The organism is Actinomadura flavalba DSM 45200 (genome assembly GCF_000374305.1).
In the GTDB taxonomy this organism is placed as follows: domain Bacteria; phylum Actinomycetota; class Actinomycetes; order Streptosporangiales; family Streptosporangiaceae; genus Spirillospora; species Spirillospora flavalba.
This window is the reverse complement of record NZ_KB894100.1, coordinates 98,797-119,076: the sequence shown is the minus strand read 5'-3', so window position 1 is coordinate 119,076 and position 20,280 is coordinate 98,797. Positions and strand designations below refer to the sequence as shown.

Below are 20,280 nucleotides of genomic sequence, written 5' to 3'. Positions count from 1 at the left end.
TCGGTCCCACTGTGCACATCCGACCGGCGTATCACTTCTCCGTGGGTGCGAGAACTCCCGAGCCCGTGGAAAGCGATTCTCCGCAACGCGAGAGATGTCGCGCGAATTCTTCCTTGTGACGCTGGATTCGAGCATGTCTTCAGTGCGGCAGAAGAGGAGTCGAAGGTGACCGAGACACAGACCTCCGCGACGATCGGCAAGTCCGGCGAGGAATTGGAGCGGCTGGACGTGCGGCATCTCGTCCACCCCCACCAGAGCGGCGCCGTCAAGGACCGTTTCGTGATCGTCCGCGGCGAGGGTTCGGTGGTGTGGGACGCCAACGGCGTCGAGTTCCTCGACGTCTCCGGCGGCGGCAACTGGATCGCGCAGGTCGGGCACGGCCGCGCCGAGCTGGCCGCGGCGGCGGGCGAGCAGGCGGGCCGGCTGGGCTACTTCTCCTGCTTCTTCAACTTCTCCAACGACAAGGTCGTGGCGCTCGCCGAACGGCTCGTGTCGATGGCGCCCGACCACCTGGAGCGGGCGTTCTTCGCCTGCGGCGGGTCCGAGGCCGTCGAGTCGGCGATGAAGTTCGCCCGGATCTACCACCACCGCACCGGCCAGCCCGAGCGCACCTGGTTCATCTCCCGGCACTACGCCTACCACGGCGCCAACTTCGGCAGCGGCACCGCCACCGGCTTCCCCGGGATGCACGACGGCATCGGCCCGCACCTGCCCAACGTGGAGAAGGTGAGCCCGGCCTACGCCTACCGCGTCCCGGACATGCTGGGCGAGGGCGACCCGACCGACCTGCTGCTGCGCGAGCTGGAGGAGACGATCGAGCGGATCGGCCCCGGCAAGATCGCGGCGATGATCGGTGAGCCGGTCATGGGCGGCGCCGGCGTCATCGCCCCGCCCGACGACTACTGGCCCCGGGTGCGCGAACTGCTCTCCAAGCACGGCATCCTGCTCATCGCGGACGAGGTCGTCACCGCGTTCGGCCGGACCGGGCACTGGTTCGACTCCACCGAGCGCGGCATGAAGCCCGACATGATCGTCACCGCGAAGGGCCTGACCAGCGGATACGCGCCGCTCGGCGCCGTCCTGATGCGCGACGACATCGCCGAGGTCGCCGCCGGTGAGGACGCCTACCTGTTCCACGGCTACACCTACTCGGGGCACCCGGTCTCCTGCGCCGTCGCGCTGGCCAACCTGGACCTGATCGAGAAGGAGGGCCTGGTCGAGCGGTCCGCGCTCGTCGGCGAGTGGCTGCGCGAGGAGCTGACGCCGCTGCTGGAGCTGGACTGCGTGGGCGACATCCGCGTCGAGGGCGCCACGGCGGGCGTCGAGCTGGTCGTCGACAAGGCGACGCGGGAGCCGATCATGGGCCCGAACGTGTCGACCGAGCTGCGCGACCGGCACCGGGTGCTGCTGCGCGACTACGGCCCCACGCTGGTGCTGTCGCCGCCGCTGGTCATCGAGCGGGCGCAGGTCGTCGCGGCGGCCCAGGCCATCGCCGAGGTCCTCGGCCGGCTGAACGCCGACGGGACGCTGCGGTGAGCGACGCCCCCTACGACTACGTGATCGTCGGGGCGGGGTCGGCGGGCTGCGTGCTGGCCGCCCGGCTCAGCGAGGACCCGGACGTGCGCGTCTGCCTCATCGAGGCCGGGCCCGCCGACACCCACCCCGACATCCACCTGCCGCTGGGCGCGGGACGCCTGTTCCGCACCCGGCTCGACTGGGACTACGACACCCACGACGAACCCGTCCTGAACGGCCGCCGGCTGTACCTGCCGCGCGGCCGGGTGCTGGGCGGGACGACGGCGCTGAACGGCATGGTCTACATCCGGGGTCACCGCTCGGACTACGACGGCTGGGGCCGTCCCGGCTGGGGCTTCGACGACCTGCTGCCCTACTTCCTGCGGTCGGAGGACAACGAGCGGGGCGCGTCGGAGCACCACGCGACCGGCGGCCCGCTCAGCGTCTCCGAGGGCCGGTCGCGGAACCCGATCTCGGCGGCGTTCGTCACCGCCGCCGTCCAGGCGGGGCACGCCGCGAACGCCGACTTCAACGGCGCCGGGATGGACGGGTTCGGCCTCTACCAGCTCACCCAGCGCGACGGCCGCCGGTGCAGCAACGCCGTCGCGTTCCTGCACCCGGCGCTGGACCGTCCGAACCTGACGGTCCTCACCAACGTGCAGGTGCACCGGGTGCTGCTGGAGCAGGGCCGGGCCCGGGGCGTCGTCGGGGAGCGGCTGGACGAGCGCGTCGAGGTGCGGGCCGAACGCGAGGTGCTGCTGAGCGCGGGCGCCTACAACTCGCCGCAGCTCCTGCTGCTGTCGGGCGTCGGCCCCGCCGACGAGCTGCGCGCGCTGGACATCACGGTGACCGCCGACCTGCCGGGCGTGGGCCGCAACCTCCAGGACCACCCGGCGGTGAACCTGGTGTACACCCACTCCCAGCCGGTCAGCCTGCTGGCCGCGAGCGAGCCGGAGGCGCTGCGGCTGTACGAGGAGGAGCAGGCGGGCCCGCTGACCTCCAACGTGCCGGAGGCGGGCGGGTTCGCCCGCACCCGTCCCGATCTGGACGTCCCGGACGTGCAGTTCCACGCGTCGCCGCTGATGCTGCTGAACGGCGGGCTGTCGGCGCCGACCGAGCACGCGCTGTCGTTCGGGCCGTGCGTCCTGGCGCCGCGCAGCCGCGGCGACGTGACGCTCGCGTCCGGCGACCCCACGGCCAAGCCGCGCATCCGGCACGCGTACTACACCGACGACGCCGACCTGCGCACGATGACCGAGGGGCTGCGGATCGGGCTGGAGATCGCCCGGCAGGAGGCGCTGGCCCCCTACACCGAGAAGGCGTACCTGACGCCGGAGTCCACGTCGGAGGAGGACCTGCGCGACTTCGCGGTCCGCAACACCCAGACGCTGTTCCACCCGGCCGGGACGTGCGCCATAGGCGACGTCCTGGACGACGAGCTGCGCGTGCGCGGCGTCGAGGGGCTGCGGGTGGTGGACGCGTCGGTGATGCCCGCGCTGGTCCGGGGCAACACCAACGCGCCGATCACCGCGATCGCCGAGCGGGCCGCGGACCTGGTCCGCGGCCGCGCGGCCCGGCCGTCAGCGGGCTGAGACGTCCGGCAGGCCCTCGGGGTCCGCCACGGCGGAGCGCAGGACGCGTTCGTACGCCGCCACCAGGTTCCACATGGTGGCGGCGTCGAACGCGCGCGCGTCGAACTTCAGGCTGCCGCCGGTCGCGCCGGAGGGGAGCAGGTCCATCGCCCACAGCCCGCCGTCGGGGATGTCGCAGCTCAGCTCGGCCGGGAGGGTGCGCTCGCGCAGCTCCTCGTACTCCAGGCCGCCGACCGGGCCGTCCTCGGCGGCGGGCGGGAACTGAAGCACCTCGAACGCCACGATGTGCCGGTCGGGCAGCTCGGCGGGGTCCATCAGGCCGGGCGCCTCGGCCTCGATGAGCGTGAACGGGATGTCGTGCTGGTACGCCTCCAGGCACGTGGTCCGGACGAGCGTGACGACGTCGCGGAACGTCCGGCAGCCGCGCAGGTTGACGCGCAGCGGCAGGAAGTTGAGGAACGGCCCGACCGTGTCGCGGAAGCGCGGGTCGGCGCGGCCGGAGCTGAACGTCGACGCGGTGACGTCGTCGTCGCCGGTGTGGTCGCGCAGCAGCAGCACGTAGGCGCTGAGCAGGATCATGAACGGCGTGCTGCGCAGCGATCGGGCCAGCCGGAGCACGCCCTGCGTCGTGGGCGCGTCGATGAGGTAGCGGTGGTCGGCGAAGACGGCGGCGCCGCCCGGGTCGGGCACCCGCTCGGCGGTCAGCGCGGCCATCCGCGCGCCCGCCAGCTTCGAGCGCCAGTAGGCGCGCGACGCCCGCACGGCGGGCCCGTCCAGCAGCTCCGGGACGCTCTCGGCGTACTCGCGGTACTGGCGGGCGGGCGGCAGCTCGGGGGCGGGCAGCCCGCGCCGGACGGCGTAGCGCACCGACAGGTCGCGCAGCAGCAGCCGCATCGACCAGCCGTCGCCGGCGATGTGGTGGACGACGAGGACGAGCACCGCGTCGCCGTCGGCGAACCGGCCGAGGGCGGCGCGCAGGTGCGGCAGCTCGCCCACCGGGTAGTGCCCGGCCTCGACCTCGTTGAGGAACTCCTGGGCCCGCCGGTGCCGGTCGTCGGGCCCGGTCGGCAGGTCGTGCACGGTCAGCTCGACCGGCACGGGCGGATGCACCCGCAGGTCCCGGTTCTCGCCGGACCGGGCGATCGAGGTGCGGAGCATCTCGTGCCGCTCGACCAGGTCGTCCAGGGCCTCCTGGAGCACGGCCACGTCGAGCGGGCCGCGCACCCGCCAGGTCGAGGTGACGACGTGCCGGGAGCCGAAGGCCCCGGTGACGTCGCCGAAGTCGAACGCGCAGAAGAACTCGTGCTGCAACGACAGCGGAATTCCGGTGATCGTCGGTCCGTCCACCATGGGACCACTCCCCCAACCGTTCGGTTCGCCGTTAACACAGGCCGACACACAGGTTCCCTCCCGGACCGTGCGTCGCACATCTCCCGCCGTGCGAACTTCACGGGCGGGCCGTGCGAAACGTCCGCATCATTGGAGTGGCGGCCATTCGACGAGCGCCTGACAATGAAATCCGTGTGAATACGCCGTGGCGACGGACAGTGGCATCGACGATCCGCCGTCCGGGGTTTTCCGCGTCCATTCATTCTGCATGGAAGGTGCCGTCGCATGAGCGGTAAGGGCGGACGCAAGGCCGTGGTGCTCGGCGGGAGCATCGCGGGACTCCTCGCGGCACGGGCCCTCTCGGAGGGCTACGACGAGGTGCTGGTGGTGGACCGCGACACCTACCCGGACGAGGCGGTGCCGCGGCGCGGCGTGCCGCAGGGCCGGCACATCCACGGGCTGCTGGCCCGGGGCAAGGAGGCCCTGGAGGAGCTGTTCCCGGGCTTCGTCGACGAGCTGCGCGACCACGGCGCGCTCACCTGCGACCTCGGCCACGGGGTCCGCTGGTACTTCCACGGGCGGCGGCTGCGCCGCGCCGAGACCGGCCTGGCGGCCATCGCCGCGACGCGGCCGCTGCTGGAGCACGTCGTCCGGGGCCGGGTCGCCGCGCTGCCGAACGTCGTCCTGCGGGACCGGACGGAGTTCACCACGCTGCTGACCGACCCCGACCGGACCCGGGTCACCGGCGTCCGGCTGCTGCACGACGGCGCCACCGAGGAGGTCACGGCCGACCTGGTGGTGGACGCGACCGGCCGGGGGTCGCGGCTGCCGGTGCTGCTCGCGGAGCTGGGCTACCCCAAGCCCGTCGAGGAGCACATGAAGATCGACCTGCGCTACGCCACCCGGTTCTACCGGCAGGGCGACAAGGACCTGTTCGACGGCGACCAGTCCATCAACACGGTCTCGACGCCGGTGACGCCGCGCGGCGCGTTCTTCTCCAAGATGGAGAACGGGAAGATCATCCTGTCGCTGACCGGCGTGGTCGGAGACCGCGTCCCGACCGACCCGGAGGCTTTCACCGCCTACGCCCGGTCGCTGCCGGTGCCCGACGTCCACGACATCATCAGCGAGGGCGAGCCGATCGACGACCCGGTGCCGTTCCGCCACCCGACGAGCGTGTGGCGGCACTACGAGGACCTGGACCGCTTCCCCGAGGGGCTGCTGGTCGTCGGTGACGCCGTGTGCAGCCCCACGCCCGTGTACGCGCAGGGCATGACGATCGCCGCCGTGGAGGCGATCACGCTGCGCGACCACGCGCACGAGGGCGCCGACCCCCGGGCGGCGGCGTTCTTCACCGACATCGCCAAGACGGTCCGCGCGGCGTGGGAGAGCTCCACGACCGGCGACCTCGGCTTCGCCGGGGTGCCCGGCGACCGCCCGCTGAAGATCCGCGTCGGCAACGCCTACGTCCGGCGCCTGCACGCCGCCGCCGGGAAGGACGGGTCGCTGACCGCCGCGTTCATGCGCGTCGCCGGGATGGTCGACCCGCCCGAGGCGCTGATGCGCCCCGCCGTGATGCTGCGCGTGCTGCGCCACGGCCGCCGCTCCGCCGCCCCGTCCGACGCCCGCCGCTGAGAACCGCGAGGAGAACCATGCGCCCCTTCCGCATCGAGGTCCCCCAGGACGACCTGGACGATCTGAACCGGCGGCTCGCCGCGACCCGCTGGCCGGACGAGCTGCCCGGCGAGGGCTGGGCGCGCGGCGTCCCGGCCCGCCACCTGCGCGAGCTGGCCGACCACTGGCAGCACAAGTTCGACTGGCGGGCCGCCGAGGCCGAGCTGAACCGGTACCCGCAGTACCGCACCGAGATCGACGGCGCCACCGTGCACTTCCTGCACGTGCGCTCGGCCGAGCCGGGCGCGCTGCCGCTGCTGCTCACCCACGGCTGGCCCGGCTCGGTCGCCGAGTTCCTCGACGTCATCGGGCCGCTGACCGATCCGCGCGCGCACGGCGGCGACGCCGCCGACGCGTTCCACGTCGTGGTGCCGTCGATCCCCGGGTTCGGCTTCTCCACCCCGCTGCGCGACACCGGCTGGAACGCCCGCCGCGCCGGGCGGGCGTGGGCGGAGCTGATGCGGCGGCTCGGCTACGAGCGGTACGCGGCGCAGGGCACCGACGCGGGCGCCGTCGTGTCGCTGGAGCTGGGCCGGGCCGCGCCCGAGCAGGTCGCCGGCGTGCACGTGAACCTGCTGCTGACGTTCCCGTCCGGCGACCCGGCGGAGCTGGAGGGGCTGTCGGAGTCCGACCAGCGGGCGCTGGCGCGGCTGGGCCGGTTCGACGCCGAGCTGTCCGGCTACATGAAGCTCCAGTCGACCCGCCCGCACACGCTCGGCTACGCGCTCAACGACTCCCCCGTCGGCCAGCTCGCCTGGATCGTGGAGCGCTTCCACGACTGGACGGCGTCGCGGGACGAGCCCGGGCGGGACGAGACCGTCCGGCGCGACCGCGTCCTCACCACCGCCGCGCTCTACTGGTTCACCGGGACGGCCGCGTCGTCGGCGCAGCACTACTTCGAGGGCGCCGCCGACCTGAGCGCCGGGGCGGCGCCCGAGCCGCTGCGCGTCCCGGTCGGCGTGGCCGTGTTCCCCGACGACGCGATGCTGCCGCTGCGGCGGCTGGCCGAGCGCGACGTCCCGACGCTCGCCCGGTGGACCGAGTTCGACCGGGGCGGGCACTTCCCGGCCCTGGAACAGCCGGATCTGCTGGTGAACGATGTCCGTGCGTTCTTCCGTCCGCTGCGTGAGGAGACGAGCCCGTGAGAGCAGCCGTGATTCCCGAGGTCGGTGCCGCGTGGGAGCTGCGCGAGCTACCGACGCCCGAGCCCGCCCCCGGCGAGGTGCTGGTGCGCGTGCAGGCGTCCGGCGTCTGCCACAACGACGTGCTGGCGACGCGCGGCGTGATCCCGTTCCCGACGGCCGACCCGGCCGTGCCGGGGCACGAGCCGGTCGGTGAGGTCGTCGCCGTCGGCGAGGGGGTGACGTCGCGGCGCGTCGGCGACCGCGTCGGCGTGACGTGGGTGCGCGGCACCTGCGGGCGCTGCGACTACTGCTCGCTGGGGCTCCCGGTGACGGGCACCGCCGCGTTCCTGTGCGCGGCGCCCGTCACGACGGGGTTCAGCGTGCAGGGCGGGCACGCCGAGTACCTGACGGCCGCCGCCGACCAGACCGTGCCGATCCCGGCGGGCCTGGACCCGGAGGTCGCGGCGCCGCTGATGTGCGCCGGGTACACCGCCTGGTCCGCGCTGCGCGCCGCCGACCCCGCCCCGCACGCCCGCGTCGCGGTGCTCGGCATCGGCGGCGTCGGCCACCTGGCCCTCCAGTACGCCAAGGCGTGCGGGTTCGGCACCGTGGCGGTCACCCGGTCGGCCGACAAGCACGACGCGGCCCGCCGGCTGGGCGCCGACGAGGTCGTGTCCGACGGCGCCGGGCTGCGCGCCGCCGGGGGCGCGGACGTGCTGCTGGTCACCGGGCCGTCGCACGCCGCCGCCGGGGACGCGATGGCGGGGCTGCGGCCCGGCGGGACGATGGTGCTGTCGGGCATCGACGCCGCCGCGCCGCTCCAGCTCCCGCCCGCGGCGGTGTACCCGTTCTTCGGCCTCGGGCAGCGGATCGTCGGGTCGACGCACGACGGCCCGCACCTGCTGCGCGAGGCGCTGGCGGTGGCCGCGTCCGGCGCGGTGACCCCGGTGGTGGAGACCTTCCCGAAGGAGAAGGTCTCCGACGCGTTCACCCGGGTGGCGGACGGCGCGGCGCGCTTCCGCGCCGTCGTCACGTACTAGCGCTGCGATCCTTCGGGCCGGCCGCCCGCCGGGCGACACCGGCGGGCGGCCGGCGCACGGCGTGCCGGAGCACCCGCGCGACGGTCCGGGGCCGCATCAGCGCCGTGGGCGGGTCCATCAGCCCGGCGACGCGCATGAACGCCTCGGTCAGCCGGGCGTCCTTGGTCGCCGCGTACTGGAGCCGGGCCACGTAGGCGTTGCCGACGCGGATCTTGGTGGTGCGGTGGCCCTCGACGCCGGGGAAGTCCAGGTCGCCGCCCGCCGAGACCTCCCAGGGTGCGTCGATGACGCGGGCCACGTCGCTGAGGAACCCGGCGGGCTCGGCGTCGCCCTTGCGGAGCCGGTCGCGCAGCGCCGTCGCCTGGAGCGCGGCCACGCTCATGCCCTGCCCGTAGACGGGGTTGAAGCTGCACAGCGCGTCACCGATGACCAGCAGCCCCGAGGGGAAGCGGTCCAGGCGCTCGTAGCGGCGCCGCTGGCTGGCCGGGAAGGTGAAGCGGACCGGCTCGTCCAGCGCCTCGGCGTCGTGCATGGCCTCGTACACGTCCGGGACGGGCAGCGAGCGGGTGAACTCCAGGAACCCCTCGTGGTCGGTGGGCGGGTGGTCGCCGAGCAGGCCGGTGAGCGACAGGATGCAGGTGTCGGGGCCGACCTGGCCGAAGAACGCGCCGCGCGGGTGGTCGGGCGTGGCGACCGGGTTGATCGACTGGACGCCGTCGAACATGCCGGGCCGCGTCCGGTAGTGCCGCGTGGTGTAGGCCAGGCCGACGCGGACGCGCTCCTCCTCGGGCCGCTTGTACCCCATCGCCTCCAGCCACGCGGGGGTGCGCGAGCCGCGCCCGGTGGCGTCCACGACGACGTCGGCGTCGAGCGTGAACGCGTCGGCGCCCTCGGCGCGGGGCCGGACGGTCACGCCGCGCACGCTGCCGCCGCCGGGCGCGGCGACGGGGGCGAGCACGTCGTGCCGCTGGAGGACCTGGACGTTCGGCAGGTCCACGACCCGCGCCCGGACGTGCGCCTCCAGGACGGGGCGCGGCGCGGTGACCGAGAGCAGCCCGGTGTGGGCGGGCTGGATGCGGCGGGCGTTGAAGAACCAGCGCATCTCGCCGAGGTCGCCGGTGGGAATTCCGGCGTCCTGCAATTCCTTGGTGATCCCCGGAAAGAACTCCTCGACGGCCAGATGGCCGCGCGCGTGCAATCCGTGCGCGTGCACGGTGTGCGGTGCGCCCGAGCGCGGCCCGCGCACCCCGACGACCTCGTCGCGCTCCACGATGGTGACCTGGTCGTAGTGCTCGGCGAGCACGCGCGCGGCGAACAGTCCCGCCATGCTCCCGCCGAGCACGACCGCGTGCGCGCCATTCCTGCTGTTCACGATGGCTGCCTCCCGCGCCGACGACCGTCGCGTCGGCCTCACGCCAGCGTGGCGGCGGCGGTGCCCGTCGCGCATCTTTGCGCGTGCGTTTTCTCCGCGCTCGCGCAATCTGCGAGATGTCCCGTTCGCGTGGCGGCGGAAAAATGAATTCGGCAACCATCGAGGGAGGACGCGCGAAGTGGACGTCACCGAAAAGGCACCGGCCAGGTCCGAGCTTTCCCGGCGCGCCGCCGACATCGTCCCGCACCTGCGGGAGAAGTCGGCGTGGGCGGAGGAGAACCGGCGGCTGCACGACGAGACGATCGAGGCCCTTGCCGGAGCCGGCGTGTTCCGGCTGCGCGTTCCCCGCCGCTACGGCGGCTACGAGGCCGACACCCGCACGCTGGTCGAGGTGGCCGCGCAGCTCGGCCGGGGCGACGGCTCGGCCGCGTGGACCGCGTCGGTCTACTGGATTCCGACGTGGATGGCGTGCCAGTTCCCCGACGAGGTGCAGGACGAGGTCTTCTCCACCCCGGACGTGCGGATCTGCGGCACGCTCAGCCCGAGCGCCATGGCGGCCCCGGCCGACGGCGGCGTCGTGCTCAACGGCTCGTGGGGCTTCCAGAGCGGCGCGCACCACGCGCACTGGCAGGAGGTCATCGCGGTCATGCCGGGCGAGGACGGCTCGATGCAGCCGATCATGGCCCTGGTGCCGCTGTCGGACCTGACGATCGTCGACGACTGGCACACCGCCGGGATGCGCGGCAGCGGCAGCGTCACGACGGTCGCGCAGGACGTGTTCGTGCCCGGCATCCGGGTGCTGCCGCTCGGCGCCGTGCTCGCCCAGCAGGGCGCGTCGCGGGCGAACGCCGACACGCCGATCTACCGGCCGCCGCTGCTGCCGGTGGCGTCCGCGTCGTCGGTCGGCACCGTGCTGGGCCTGGCGGCGGCGGCCCGGGAGGCGTTCTTCGAGCGGCTGCCCGACCGCAAGATCACCTACACGGCGTACGAGAGCCAGCGGGAGGCGCCGGTCACGCACCTGGAGGCCGCCGAGGCCGTGCTGACGGCCGACGAGGCCGAGTTCCACGCCCACCGGCTCGCCGACCTGGTGGACGCCAAGGGCGTCTCCGGCGACCCGTGGACGCTGGAGGAGCGGGTGCGGGCGCGGGCGTCGCTCGGCCGCGTCGTGCAGCTCGGCAAGAAGTCCGTGGACATCCTCGCGGGCGCGAGCGGCGGCTCGTCCATCTACAACGCGCAGGTGATCCAGCGCGTCCAGCGGGACGCGCAGGCGATCAACCAGCACGCGCTCATGCACCCGAGCACGAACGCCGAGCTGTACGGCCGCGTGCTGTGCGGGCTCGACCCGAACACCCTCTACCTGTGACGGCCGGAGCGCAGGCGCCGGGGACCGGGACGCGTCCCGGCTACCCCGGCGAGCGCGCCTACGCCACGGCGACGCGCGTGTTCAACCTGGCCGCGCCCGCGCGGCCCGCCGCCGCGGTCACCGTCACGTCGGTGGCCGAGGTGCGGCGGGCGCTGGACCACGCGCGGGCCGAGGGGATGGGCGTGCGCGTGCACACCACCGGGCACGCGTCGGCGGCGGTCGCGCCGCCGACGGGCGCGCTGCTGCTGCGCACCCGGTTCGGCGATCCGGTGACGGTGGACGCCGCCGCCCGCGTCGCGCGCGTCCCGGCGGGCGCGACGTGGGGCGACGTGGTACCCGCCGCCGCCGAGCACGGTCTGGCGGCGGCGCACGGCTCCTCGGCCCTCGTCGGCGCCGTCGGCTACCTGCTCGGCGGCGGCGTCAGCTTCTACGGGCGCCGCGCCGGGCTGGCCGTGAACACGGTGCGGGCGGTGGAGCTGGTCACCGCCGACGGCGCGCACCGCCGCGTGGACGCGTCGAGCGAGCCGGAGCTGTTCTGGGCGCTGCGCGGCGGGGGCGGCGGCTTCGGCGTCGTCACCGCCGTGGAGATCGAGCTGTTCCCGGCGGCCGAGGTCGTCACCGGCGCGGCGTTCTGGCCCGCCGCGCAGGCCCCGGAGCTGCTGGCGCGCTGGCTCTCCTGGACGCGCGGCGCGCCGGAGGAGGCGGCCACGTCGCTGCGGATTCTGCACTTCCCGGCGGACGCGCCGCTGCCGCCGTCGCTGCGCGGCGGCCCGCTGGTGTGCGTGGACGGCGCGGTGCTGGCGGCGGAGAGCCGGGACGCGGGCCGCGCCCGGACGATCGCGGCCGACCTGCTGCGGCCGCTGCGCGCCGTCGCCGAACCGGTGCTCGACACCTGGCGTCCGGGCCCGGCGGCGGCCGTGCTGTCGGCGCACATGGACGCCCCGGAGCCGCTGCCGTTCCGGGGCGACCACCTGCTGCTGCGGGACGTGGACGGCGACGCCGCCGCCGCGTTCCTGCGGCTGGCGGGCGAGGGCTCGGGCTCGCCGCTGGTGCTGGCCGGGTTCCGCCAGCTCGGCGGCGCGTTCGCGCGCCCCGCCCCGGGCGGCGGCGCGCTCACCCACGTGGACGCCCGCTTCGCCTACCTCGGCTCGGGGGCGCCGTTCGGCGGCGTCACCGAGGACGACCTGCGCGACCACTGCACGGCGATGCGCGCGGCCCTCACGCCGTGGGACAGCGGCTGGACGATCCCGTCGCTGGTCGAGGACGCGGCCCGTCCCCAACGCCACCTGGACGTCCCGGCGGCCCGAGCGGTCCACCGCGTCCGCACGTCCACCGACCCCGACGGCCTCTTCACCGGAGACATCGCCAGAGGAGCCCGAACCCCCCTCTGACCCGGCACCCCGCCCGGCCCCTCGGCCCCCGCCGAGCGGGCCGCGCGGCATGCCCCCAGAACCCCGAACGACAATCTGACCCGAAAGCCGCCGGGTCCCCGCACCGGCCCCACCGCACTCCCGCCGAGCGGACCTGCGGCCCGCCGGGCCGTGAACGGCCCAGCGGCCTGTCCGCCGGGGACATTGCGAGAGGAGCCCGAACGGCGGTCTGCGCCGCAAGGCGCCGGGTTCTCGGCATTCCCGCTGGGCGGGCCGGGTGGTGGGTCGGAAAGGCGAACGGCCCCGGCGGCGGGCCGTCGGGGCCGTTCTCGGGTGGTCAGGGGGTGTGTTCGGGGGTCTGGGTCGGGCCCTGGCCTGCCAGCATGCGGGCGACGACCGAACGGACGACCTTGCAGTCCAGGACCAGGACGCCCCGGCGGCCGTCCGCGTGCCAGGCGCGGACGGGGGCCAGGTCCTCGACGGTGCGGACGGTCGCGGCGGTGGCGCCGAGGGCGCGGGCCGTCCCGGCGAAGTCGGTGTCGGTGAACACCGTCGTCGGGCTGGCCGCGCCCGCGTCGCCGTACATGTGGACCTCGGCTCCGTAGGCCGCGTCGTCGTAGATCACGACGAGCGCGGACGGGACGGTGCGGATCAGCGTCTCCAGCTCGGGCAGGCCCATCAGCGCGCCGCCGTCGCCGAGCGCGGCGACGACGGTGCGGTCCGGGCGCGCCACGGCGGCGCCGACGGCGCCCGCGAAGCCGAGCCCGATGGTCTGGAAGGCGGCGCCGGTGAAGACCAGCGCCGACGGGTCGGCGGACGGCCAGTACATCGCGGGCCAGGCGATGAAGTGCCCGCCGTCGGTGACGAGGGTGCGGTCGGCGGGCAGCAGGTCGGCGAGCGCGAGCGTCAGCGTGCGCGGGTCGATGCGGGTGCCTGTCCCGGCGTCGGTGTAGGGCTGGTCGCGCCAGCCGGAGCGGGCGACGAGCCCGGCGAGCCCGGCCCGCCGGCCGCTCGGCGCAACGCCGCGCGCCTCCACGCCCGCGAGGAGCGCGGCGGCGACACGCGCGGCGTCGCCCGGCACGGCGAGGTCCACCCGCCCCGTCGTCGGCGCGGCCAGATCGACCTGGACGAGCGTGGTCCCGGCCCCGAGCATGGCGCCGCCGTGCAGCGTCCAGTGCCCGAGCCCGGCCCCGAACGCGACGACGACGTCGGCTTCGGCGATCAGCTCGGCGGCCGGCGGCGCGGAGAACCCGCCGCAGATCCCGAGCGACCAGGGGTTGCCCGCGAAGATCCCGTCCGCCATGACGGTCGTCGCGAGCAACGCCCCGACCCGCTCCCCCAGCTTCTCCAGCAAGGCCCCGGCCCCGGCCCGCCACGCCCCCAGCCCCGCCAGCAGCAAGGGCCGCTCGGCCCTCACAAGAACCTCCACCACCGCGTCCACCGCGACGGCATCGACCTCCCCCGCCACCGCCGGAACGGAACCCGGCGTCGGCGGCGGGTGGGCGGTCCTGCGGGTGGAGGGCGTGGGAACGTCCCGGGGCGGGGTGGGGACGGGTTGTTCGAGGAGGTCGCCGGGGACGGCGAGGATGATCGGGCGGTTCTCCGCGCGGGCGCGGGTGAGGGCCGCGACGGCCGTCGTCGTGGCGGACGCCGGGTCCGTCACGACGACGGTCTCGGCGCCGAGGGCCGCCGCCAGAGCGGGCTGGTCGACGTCGATGCGGCGGCGGCCCGCCGTGGGCGCGTCGCCGCACACGACCAGGACGCCGCTGCCGTGCTTGGCGGCCTCGGCGAGCCCGGTCGCGGCGTTGGTGAACCCCGGCCCGTAGGTGGTGGTGCAGACCGCGACCTGACCGCTGACCCGGTGGTGGGCGTCCGCCATCGCGACGGCCCCGCCCTCGTGCCGCGCCGGGACGTACCGCGCCCCGGCGGCGGCCATGCCGTCGGCGATGTGGAAGTTGCCGTTGCCGACGACCCCGAAGACGTGCGACACCCCGTGCTCGACGAGCACGCGGGCAAGCTGCGTGGCCAGCACCGTCGTGTTCCCTTCTCAGCCCAGCTCGAAGATGGTCTCGCCGACGAGCATGTCGATGCGGTGGGTGCGCAGGTGCGTCCAGCCGCTGTCGGGGAACACCGACTCCCAGTCCGCGACGGTCGGGATGAAGGTGCCCATCAGGTCGTGGCCGACCTCGAAGCCGAGCGTGAAGACGGGCAGGTCGGTGTCGGGGCCGTCCGGCGTGCGGGTCGCGTCACCGATGACGAGCCTGCGCGCGGCGGGGAACGCCTCGCGCAGCCGGCGCAGGCTGCGCACGCACGACTCGCGGGGCCAGAAGTCGTGGCCCATCATGAAGCAGGTGACCAGTTCGACGTCCGCGAACTCGGGCCTCGGTTCGAGCCGGAGCGCGTCGTCGACGACGGCCGTCGCGCGGTTCCCGTGCCCGGCCTCGTCGAGGTTGGCCCGCGCCACCTCCACCGCCGGGGCGGCGATGTCCACGCCGATGCCGTGGGTGCCCGGGTAGCGGTCGAGCAGGCTCGCCAGCCGGGCGCCGCCGCCGCAGCCGAGGTCGGCCACCCCGGCGCCCGGGGCGACATCGATGCCGTCCAGGACGGCGCGGAACGCGGGCTCGTAGGTGATCTCGTTGATCTCGCGGCAGGCGTAGGCGATGGCGGCGGCGTCGCGGTGGTAGAACCGGCCGATCCGGTTCTCCAGCGGCATCACGTCGGCCATGGCGCGGAACAGGTCGGCGCTGCCCCGGCCGAGCCAGTGGAAGAACGACCGATAGTGCCGTACGTCGGTGAAGGCGGGCCCGACCGTGACGTCCAGGCCCTTGCGCTCGACGGCGCCGATGGCGGCGAGCGACCGGAACATGGCGAGGGTGGAGGTGCGGTCCAGGCCGCGCCGATCGGCGAATTCGTGCGCGTTGACCTTTCCGGTGTCGTGCAGTTCGTCCAGCGCTCCGAGTTCCCACGCGGCGCAGATCGCGAAGGCCGCGACGGCGGAATTGAACATGTCCTCGACGCGTAGCGGCGCGGTCGGCTGACGGGTTTCGATGACCATCGGTGGTGCCCCTTTCATCACCCCAATCGTCAGTTCGGCGCGGACGGGGGGGCATCTCCGGAATTGCCCTGCACGGGGTCGGCGGCGAGATCGGGAACCGTCCAGCCGTCCAGGTCGTACTCGCTCATGCACTGGTCGACCAGTGCTTTGTAACCGTCCATGCGGCCGTTGCCCAGTTGCGACATGAGCAGTTCGACGCGGGTGTTCTCATGGTTTCCCGCGTAGTTCCGCTCGTAGAGTTCGTGACGGCCGGCGAACTCGGTGCCGACCGCGTCCCAGAGCAGCTTCATGATTTTCACGCGATCGGTGGCGACGACGCCGTGCGATCCGCGCAGATACTGGTCGAGGTAGCCACGAATATCGGGATTGCGGAAGTCGGCGGCGCTGGAATTGACATAGATCAACCCGCTGGCCACGTCCTGCAACACGATTTCCCGCACGCGCGGATAACCGATCTGCATGAACCACCGGTAGGCCATTCCGTACCGGGCGTCGGGCAGCACGGCGCCGTCGCGCCACGGCACCGGGTTGCGGGCGGCGGCGTCCGACAGCGACTGGAACAGGTCGCGCCAGGCCAGCACCTCGCCCAGCCGCGCCTGGACGCCCCGGAAATCGGCGGTCCCGGTCACTTCGAGGGCCTTGGCGAGCAGCCCGGCGATGAACTCCAGCTTGACGACCAGGCGCGTGCAGCCCTGGAACGTGAACCGCTCCAGGAACCCCGACTGGCCGGTGAAGAGCTGCACCTTGCCGATGTCGCCGTAGATGAAGACGTTCTCCCACGGGATCAGCACTTCGTCCAGGACGAGGATGGAGTCGTTCTCGTCCAGCCGGGAGGACAGCGGATAGTCGAACGGGCTGCCGGTCGCCGCCGCCGTCGCCGTATAGGACGTGCGGCAGATCAGCTTCACGCCCCGCGCCCCGGTCGGGACGGTGGCGACCAGCGCGAACTCGCGCTTCTTGATCGGCAGCCCGTAGTGCGCGATGAAATTGTGGTGGGTGAGCGCCGATCCCGTCGCCACGACCTTCGCGCCGCTGACAATGAGCCCGGCGTCGGTCTCGCGCAGCACGCGGATGAAGACGTCACCGACCTCGTCCGGCGGCCGGTGCCGGTCGACGGGCGGGTGGACGATCGCGTGGTTCCAGTACAGGACCTTCTCCTGCGCCTCCCGGTACCAGCGGCGCGCGTTGTCCTGGAACGGCGCGTAGAACTCGGCGTTCGCGCCGAGGGTGCCGAGGAAGGACGCCTTGTAGTCCGGCCCGCGCCCCATCCAGCCGTAGCTCATCCGCGCCCACTCGGTGATCGCGCCCTGCGCGGCGACCAGGTCCTCGGCGCTGCGCGGCGTGGTGAAGAACCGGTGGGTGAACCCGGGTCCGCCGCCGGCGTCGGTGGGGGCGCACAGCACGTCCCGGCGGGCCGGGTCGTGCAGGGCGTCGTAGAGCCGCGCGGTCATCCGGACCGGGTTGCGGAAGGCGGCGTGCTCGGTGACGTCCTTGACGCGCTCGCCGTACAGATAGATCTCCCTGCCGTCCCGCAGGCTCTCGATGTACTCGTCGCCGGTGAGCGGCCGGGTCTCCGGGGCACTGTCTTCCACTGGTTCCTGCCTTCCTGCGTGGGCGGGCCGGTTCGTCACGCCTGGCCGAACCGCAGCCGGGCCAGGTCGCGGTTCGCGATGAGACTGAGGAAGACGCCGAGCCCGCCGTGCCCGTGCAGCATCGACAGGTCGCGCCAGACGCGGGCGAAGCGGGCGCCGTCGACGAGCGCGCTGGACCCGGCGGTCGGGACGAGCTGGCTCTCCACCGCCCGCCAGCACAGCCGGACGGCCTCGCGGGCGACCAGCGCCAGCCGCAGTTCCTCGTCCCGGGTGAAGGCGGCGGCGCCGCGCGCGCACGCCTCGTCCCACTCGCGCGCGGCGTGCAGGACGGCCGCCTCCGCGGTGTGGATCATCGCGGCGGCCTCGCCGTAGCGGAACTGGTAGTCGGGGTCCTCGGTGCGCGGCACGATCGGCGGGTACAGCGTGGTGCGGGTGCGCATCAGCTCGCTGTAGGCGTCCAGCGCGCCGTAGGCGATGCCGACGGCGAGCGCGCCCAGCTCCAGCAGCATGAAGCTCAGCGGGCCGCCGCCGTAGCCGGGGCCGTGCAGGCTGCGGCCGGGGGCGTCGTCGGTCACGCTGAGCTGGCTGAGGTGGCCGGGCAGCGTGTACCGGTCGGGGACGAACGCCCGTTCCAGCACGACGGTGTTCGAGCCGCTGCCGCGCAGGCCGAGCTGGCCGCCCCAGTCGTCCTCCAGCCGCCACCGGTCGCGCGGCGCGATGAACATCATCGGCACCGGCTCGTCGTCCGCGTCGCCGCCGGGCGGGGGGACGAGGACGTGCCCGAGGAAGTGCGTCGCGTACGGGGAGCCCGACGCGTACCGCCATGAACCGGTCAGCGTCCAGCCGCCGTCGGAGCGTTCGGCCGTGCCGCTCGGCGCGACCGTCGCGGGGCACAGGAAGTGCCCGTCACCGAACAGCTCGTCCTGCGCCTCGGGCGGGAACAGCGTGGCGACCGGCAGCGCGTGCGCGGAGGCGAACAGGTACATCCAGCCGGTCGACGGGCAGCCGCGCGCGATCGTCGCGGCGACCCGCAGGAAGGTGTGCGCGCCGAGCCCGTAGCCGCCGTACCGGGGCGGGACGAGGATGCGGTACAGGCCCGCCTCGGTGAACGCCTCGTGCACGTCGGGCGCGTACCGGGTGCGCCGCTCGGTCTCCGCCTGCCGCGCGACCAGCGCGTCCGCCAGCGTCCGCGCGCGCTCGATCACCTCGGCGGCGCCGGTGGCCTGCACCGTCCCCGTCATGACGCTCCCTCCAGGGCGGTCTCGATGACCGCGTCGAGTTCGGCGACCGTGGGGGCGTTGAACAGGTCCGCCACGGTCAGTTCCACGCCCAGTTCGGCCTCGATGCGGCTGACGAGCTTGAGCGCCAGCAGCGACTGGCCGTCCAGGTCGAAGAAGCTGTCGTCCAGGCCGACGGTGCCGATCTCCAGCACCTCGGCGAACAGTTCGCACAGCAGCGCCTGCCGTTCGGTGCCCGGCGCGCGGAACGGCGCCGCGCCGTCGTCGGCGGGGCTCGGCGGGTCGGGCAGGGCGCGGCGGTCCAGCTTGCCGTTGGCCGTCAGCGGCAGCGACGCCAGCGGGACGAGCGCGGACGGCACCGCGTAGCCGGGCAGCCGCGCCGCCGCGAGCCGCGCGACGGCGCCGAGGTCGGCGTCACCGACGACGTAGGCGACGAGCGACGGACCGGCCGCGCCCGCGTCGCGCACGACGACGGCGACGTCCACGACCCCCTCCCCCGCCGCGACGACGCTCTCCACCTCGCGCGGGTCCACCCGGTAGCCGCGGATCTTGACCTGGTCGCCGCGCCGCCCGCGCAGCTCCAGCGCGCCGCTCGCGTCGCGGCGGGCCAGGTCGCCGGTGCGGAACATGCGGGCGCCCGGCCCGCCGGACGGGTCGGGCAGGAAGCGGGCGGCGGTCTCGTCGGGGTCACCGAGGTAGCCGCGCGCGACGCGCGGGCCGCCGACGTACAGTTCGCCCTCGGCGCCGTCGGGCACCGGGCGCATCTGTTCGTCGAGCAGGTGGCAGCGCACGCCGTCCAGCGGGTGTCCGACCGGGACGACGGGGCCGTCCACCGGGGTGCGGATCGTGCCCATGGTGGCGAAGGCGGTCAGTTCCGTCGCGCCGTACAGGGTGCGGACGACGGTGCGGGGGCAGTGCTCCAGCACGCGCCGGACCGCGCCGGGCGCGATGACGTCGCCGCCGGTCAGCACCTCGGCGAGCGGGGCGAGCAGGTGCGGCGCGCTCTCGGCGACGACGCGGAACAGCCCGGCGGTCAGGTGCACGGCGGTGATGCGCTCGGCGGTGATGAGGCGGCCGAGCGCGGTGACGTCCACCGGACCGGGCGGCGCGATGACGATGTGCGCGCCCTGGAGCAGCGGCACCCAGTACTCGTAGGCCGAGACGCCGAACGCGTACGGCGCCAGCGACAGCACCCGCGTGTGCGACCCGTGCGCCCAGACGGGGTCCAGCGCGAAACTCAGCACCGACCCGTGCTCGACGGCCACCCCCTTGGGCCGCCCGGTAGACCCCGACGTGAACATCGCATACGCGAGATCGCTCGCCGCGACCTCCGGCCGCTCCCCGGCGTCGCGCGGCGGCGCCGACTCCGGCGGGGCGCTGTCGGCCGTCGCGTGCTCGGTGTCGGGCGGCGCTGACGCCGGGGTCGGTGCGGGGCTGGGCGACCCGCGCTCGGGGGCGCGGGGTGGCGTGGCCGGGTCCGGTCGGGCCGGGGGCGTGTCGGAGACGTCGATGATCGTGAGGCCGGGGACGTCGGGGAGGCCGCGGGCTCGCATCGTGGCGTCGGTGACCAGGACGGGGACGGCCGTGTCGGTGAGGATCGCGGCGTTGCGGTCGGGGGGCCAGGACTCGTGCAGCGGGACGTACCAGCCGCCCGTGCGCACGGCCGCGAGCAGCGCCACCGGGACGTCGGCCGAGCGGTCGAGCAGCAGCGCGACGGGGCGGCCCGGTCCGCCGCCTGCGGCCTCGATCCGGCGGGCGAGCCGGTCGGCGCGGCGGTCGAGTTCGGCGTAGGTCAGCCGTACCGCGCCGCAGGACACGGCGGGGGCCTGCGGGACGCGGTCGCGCTGCGCCCGGAAGGCCGCGTCCAGGGACGTGAAGGTCATGCGCTCGCCTCCGCACCGGCGGTGATGATCGTGGTCCGGTCCTCATCGTCGGCCGGTGCGGGGCCCCGCGCATCTCCCGGCGTGCCGCGCCCTGCGACCGTTCCATTGCGCAATATCGGAGATGCCGGATAAC

General features: G+C 74.4%; 14 protein-coding genes. 7 read left to right on the top strand and 7 right to left on the bottom strand.

The genetic code is table 11. The annotated features are described in order from the left end of the window. Positions 1-165: 165 nt before the first annotated feature. Both C229_RS0124165 and C229_RS0124160 read left to right on the top strand, forming a co-directional pair. Positions 166-1,536, top strand: coding sequence for an aminotransferase family protein (locus tag C229_RS0124165; RefSeq protein ID WP_018657695.1), 1,371 nt, complete (start codon positions 166-168; stop codon positions 1,534-1,536). After that, entirely contained in the window at positions 1,533-3,107 is a 1,575-nt protein-coding gene (locus C229_RS0124160) for a GMC family oxidoreductase (RefSeq protein WP_018657694.1), read from the top strand. Before C229_RS0124165 ends, C229_RS0124160 begins: the two co-directional genes overlap by 4 nt. Here the strand turns inward: C229_RS0124160 and C229_RS0124155 are convergent. Further along, the gene (locus tag C229_RS0124155; RefSeq protein ID WP_018657693.1) at positions 3,096-4,457 is read right to left on the bottom strand and encodes a condensation domain-containing protein; all 1,362 of its coding nucleotides are present in this window, start codon (positions 4,455-4,457) and stop codon (positions 3,096-3,098) included. The genes C229_RS0124160 and C229_RS0124155 overlap by 12 nt on opposite strands. Before the next feature lie 264 nt (positions 4,458-4,721). On the opposite strand from C229_RS0124155, the gene C229_RS0124150 reads away from it, so the two are divergent. Genes C229_RS0124150 through C229_RS0124140 form a run of 3 tightly spaced genes read left to right on the top strand, consistent with a single transcriptional unit; the run spans position 4,722 to position 8,274 of the window. Next, on the top strand, positions 4,722-6,071 hold the full coding sequence (locus C229_RS0124150) for an FAD-dependent monooxygenase (protein WP_018657692.1): 1,350 nt from the start codon (positions 4,722-4,724) through the stop codon (positions 6,069-6,071). Between the two features lie 17 nt (positions 6,072-6,088). Then, entirely contained in the window at positions 6,089-7,255 is a 1,167-nt protein-coding gene (locus C229_RS0124145; protein WP_018657691.1) for an epoxide hydrolase family protein, read from the top strand. Then, positions 7,252-8,274 (top strand): alcohol dehydrogenase catalytic domain-containing protein, encoded by a 1,023-nt coding sequence (locus tag C229_RS0124140; RefSeq protein WP_026314121.1) that lies wholly within the window; start codon positions 7,252-7,254, stop codon positions 8,272-8,274. The genes C229_RS0124145 and C229_RS0124140 overlap by 4 nt, the downstream gene beginning before the upstream one ends. Here C229_RS0124140 and C229_RS0124135 read toward each other — a convergent pair. Next, positions 8,264-9,646 carry an FAD-dependent oxidoreductase gene (locus tag C229_RS0124135; RefSeq protein WP_026314120.1) on the bottom strand — a complete coding sequence of 461 codons (1,383 nt, stop codon included), beginning with the start codon at positions 9,644-9,646 and terminating at the stop codon, positions 8,264-8,266. The genes C229_RS0124140 and C229_RS0124135 overlap by 11 nt on opposite strands. Before the next feature lie 178 nt (positions 9,647-9,824). Here C229_RS0124135 and C229_RS0124130 point away from each other — a divergent pair, with 178 nt between their 5' ends. Next, complete coding sequence (locus tag C229_RS0124130) at positions 9,825-11,009, top strand: acyl-CoA dehydrogenase family protein (protein ID WP_018657688.1); 1,185 nt, start codon at positions 9,825-9,827, stop codon at positions 11,007-11,009. Next, positions 11,006-12,400, top strand: coding sequence for an FAD-binding protein (locus C229_RS0124125; protein WP_018657687.1), 1,395 nt, complete (start codon positions 11,006-11,008; stop codon positions 12,398-12,400). Before C229_RS0124130 ends, C229_RS0124125 begins: the two co-directional genes overlap by 4 nt. 316 nt (positions 12,401-12,716) lie before the next feature. Here C229_RS0124125 and C229_RS0124120 read toward each other — a convergent pair whose 3' ends face one another. From C229_RS0124120 to C229_RS0124100, 5 genes are read right to left on the bottom strand one after another with little or no spacing between them, the layout of a single operon-like run. Continuing rightward, complete coding sequence (locus C229_RS0124120; RefSeq protein WP_018657686.1) at positions 12,717-14,411, bottom strand: thiamine pyrophosphate-binding protein; 1,695 nt, start codon at positions 14,409-14,411, stop codon at positions 12,717-12,719. A 15-nt stretch (positions 14,412-14,426) separates the two neighbouring features. Continuing rightward, complete coding sequence (locus C229_RS0124115) at positions 14,427-15,434, bottom strand: class I SAM-dependent methyltransferase (protein ID WP_018657685.1); 1,008 nt, start codon at positions 15,432-15,434, stop codon at positions 14,427-14,429. 29 nt (positions 15,435-15,463) lie between these two features. Continuing rightward, on the bottom strand, positions 15,464-17,026 hold the full coding sequence (locus C229_RS31680; protein ID WP_018657684.1) for a 4-hydroxyphenylacetate 3-hydroxylase family protein: 1,563 nt from the start codon (positions 17,024-17,026) through the stop codon (positions 15,464-15,466). Between the two features lie 35 nt (positions 17,027-17,061). Next, a complete protein-coding gene (locus tag C229_RS0124105; RefSeq protein ID WP_018657683.1) occupies positions 17,062-18,267 on the bottom strand; it encodes an acyl-CoA dehydrogenase family protein in 1,206 nt (401 codons plus the stop codon). Further along, entirely contained in the window at positions 18,264-20,147 is a 1,884-nt protein-coding gene (locus tag C229_RS0124100; protein ID WP_018657682.1) for a non-ribosomal peptide synthetase, read from the bottom strand. The genes C229_RS0124105 and C229_RS0124100 overlap by 4 nt, the downstream gene beginning before the upstream one ends. Between the last annotated feature and the right edge of the window lie 133 nt (positions 20,148-20,280).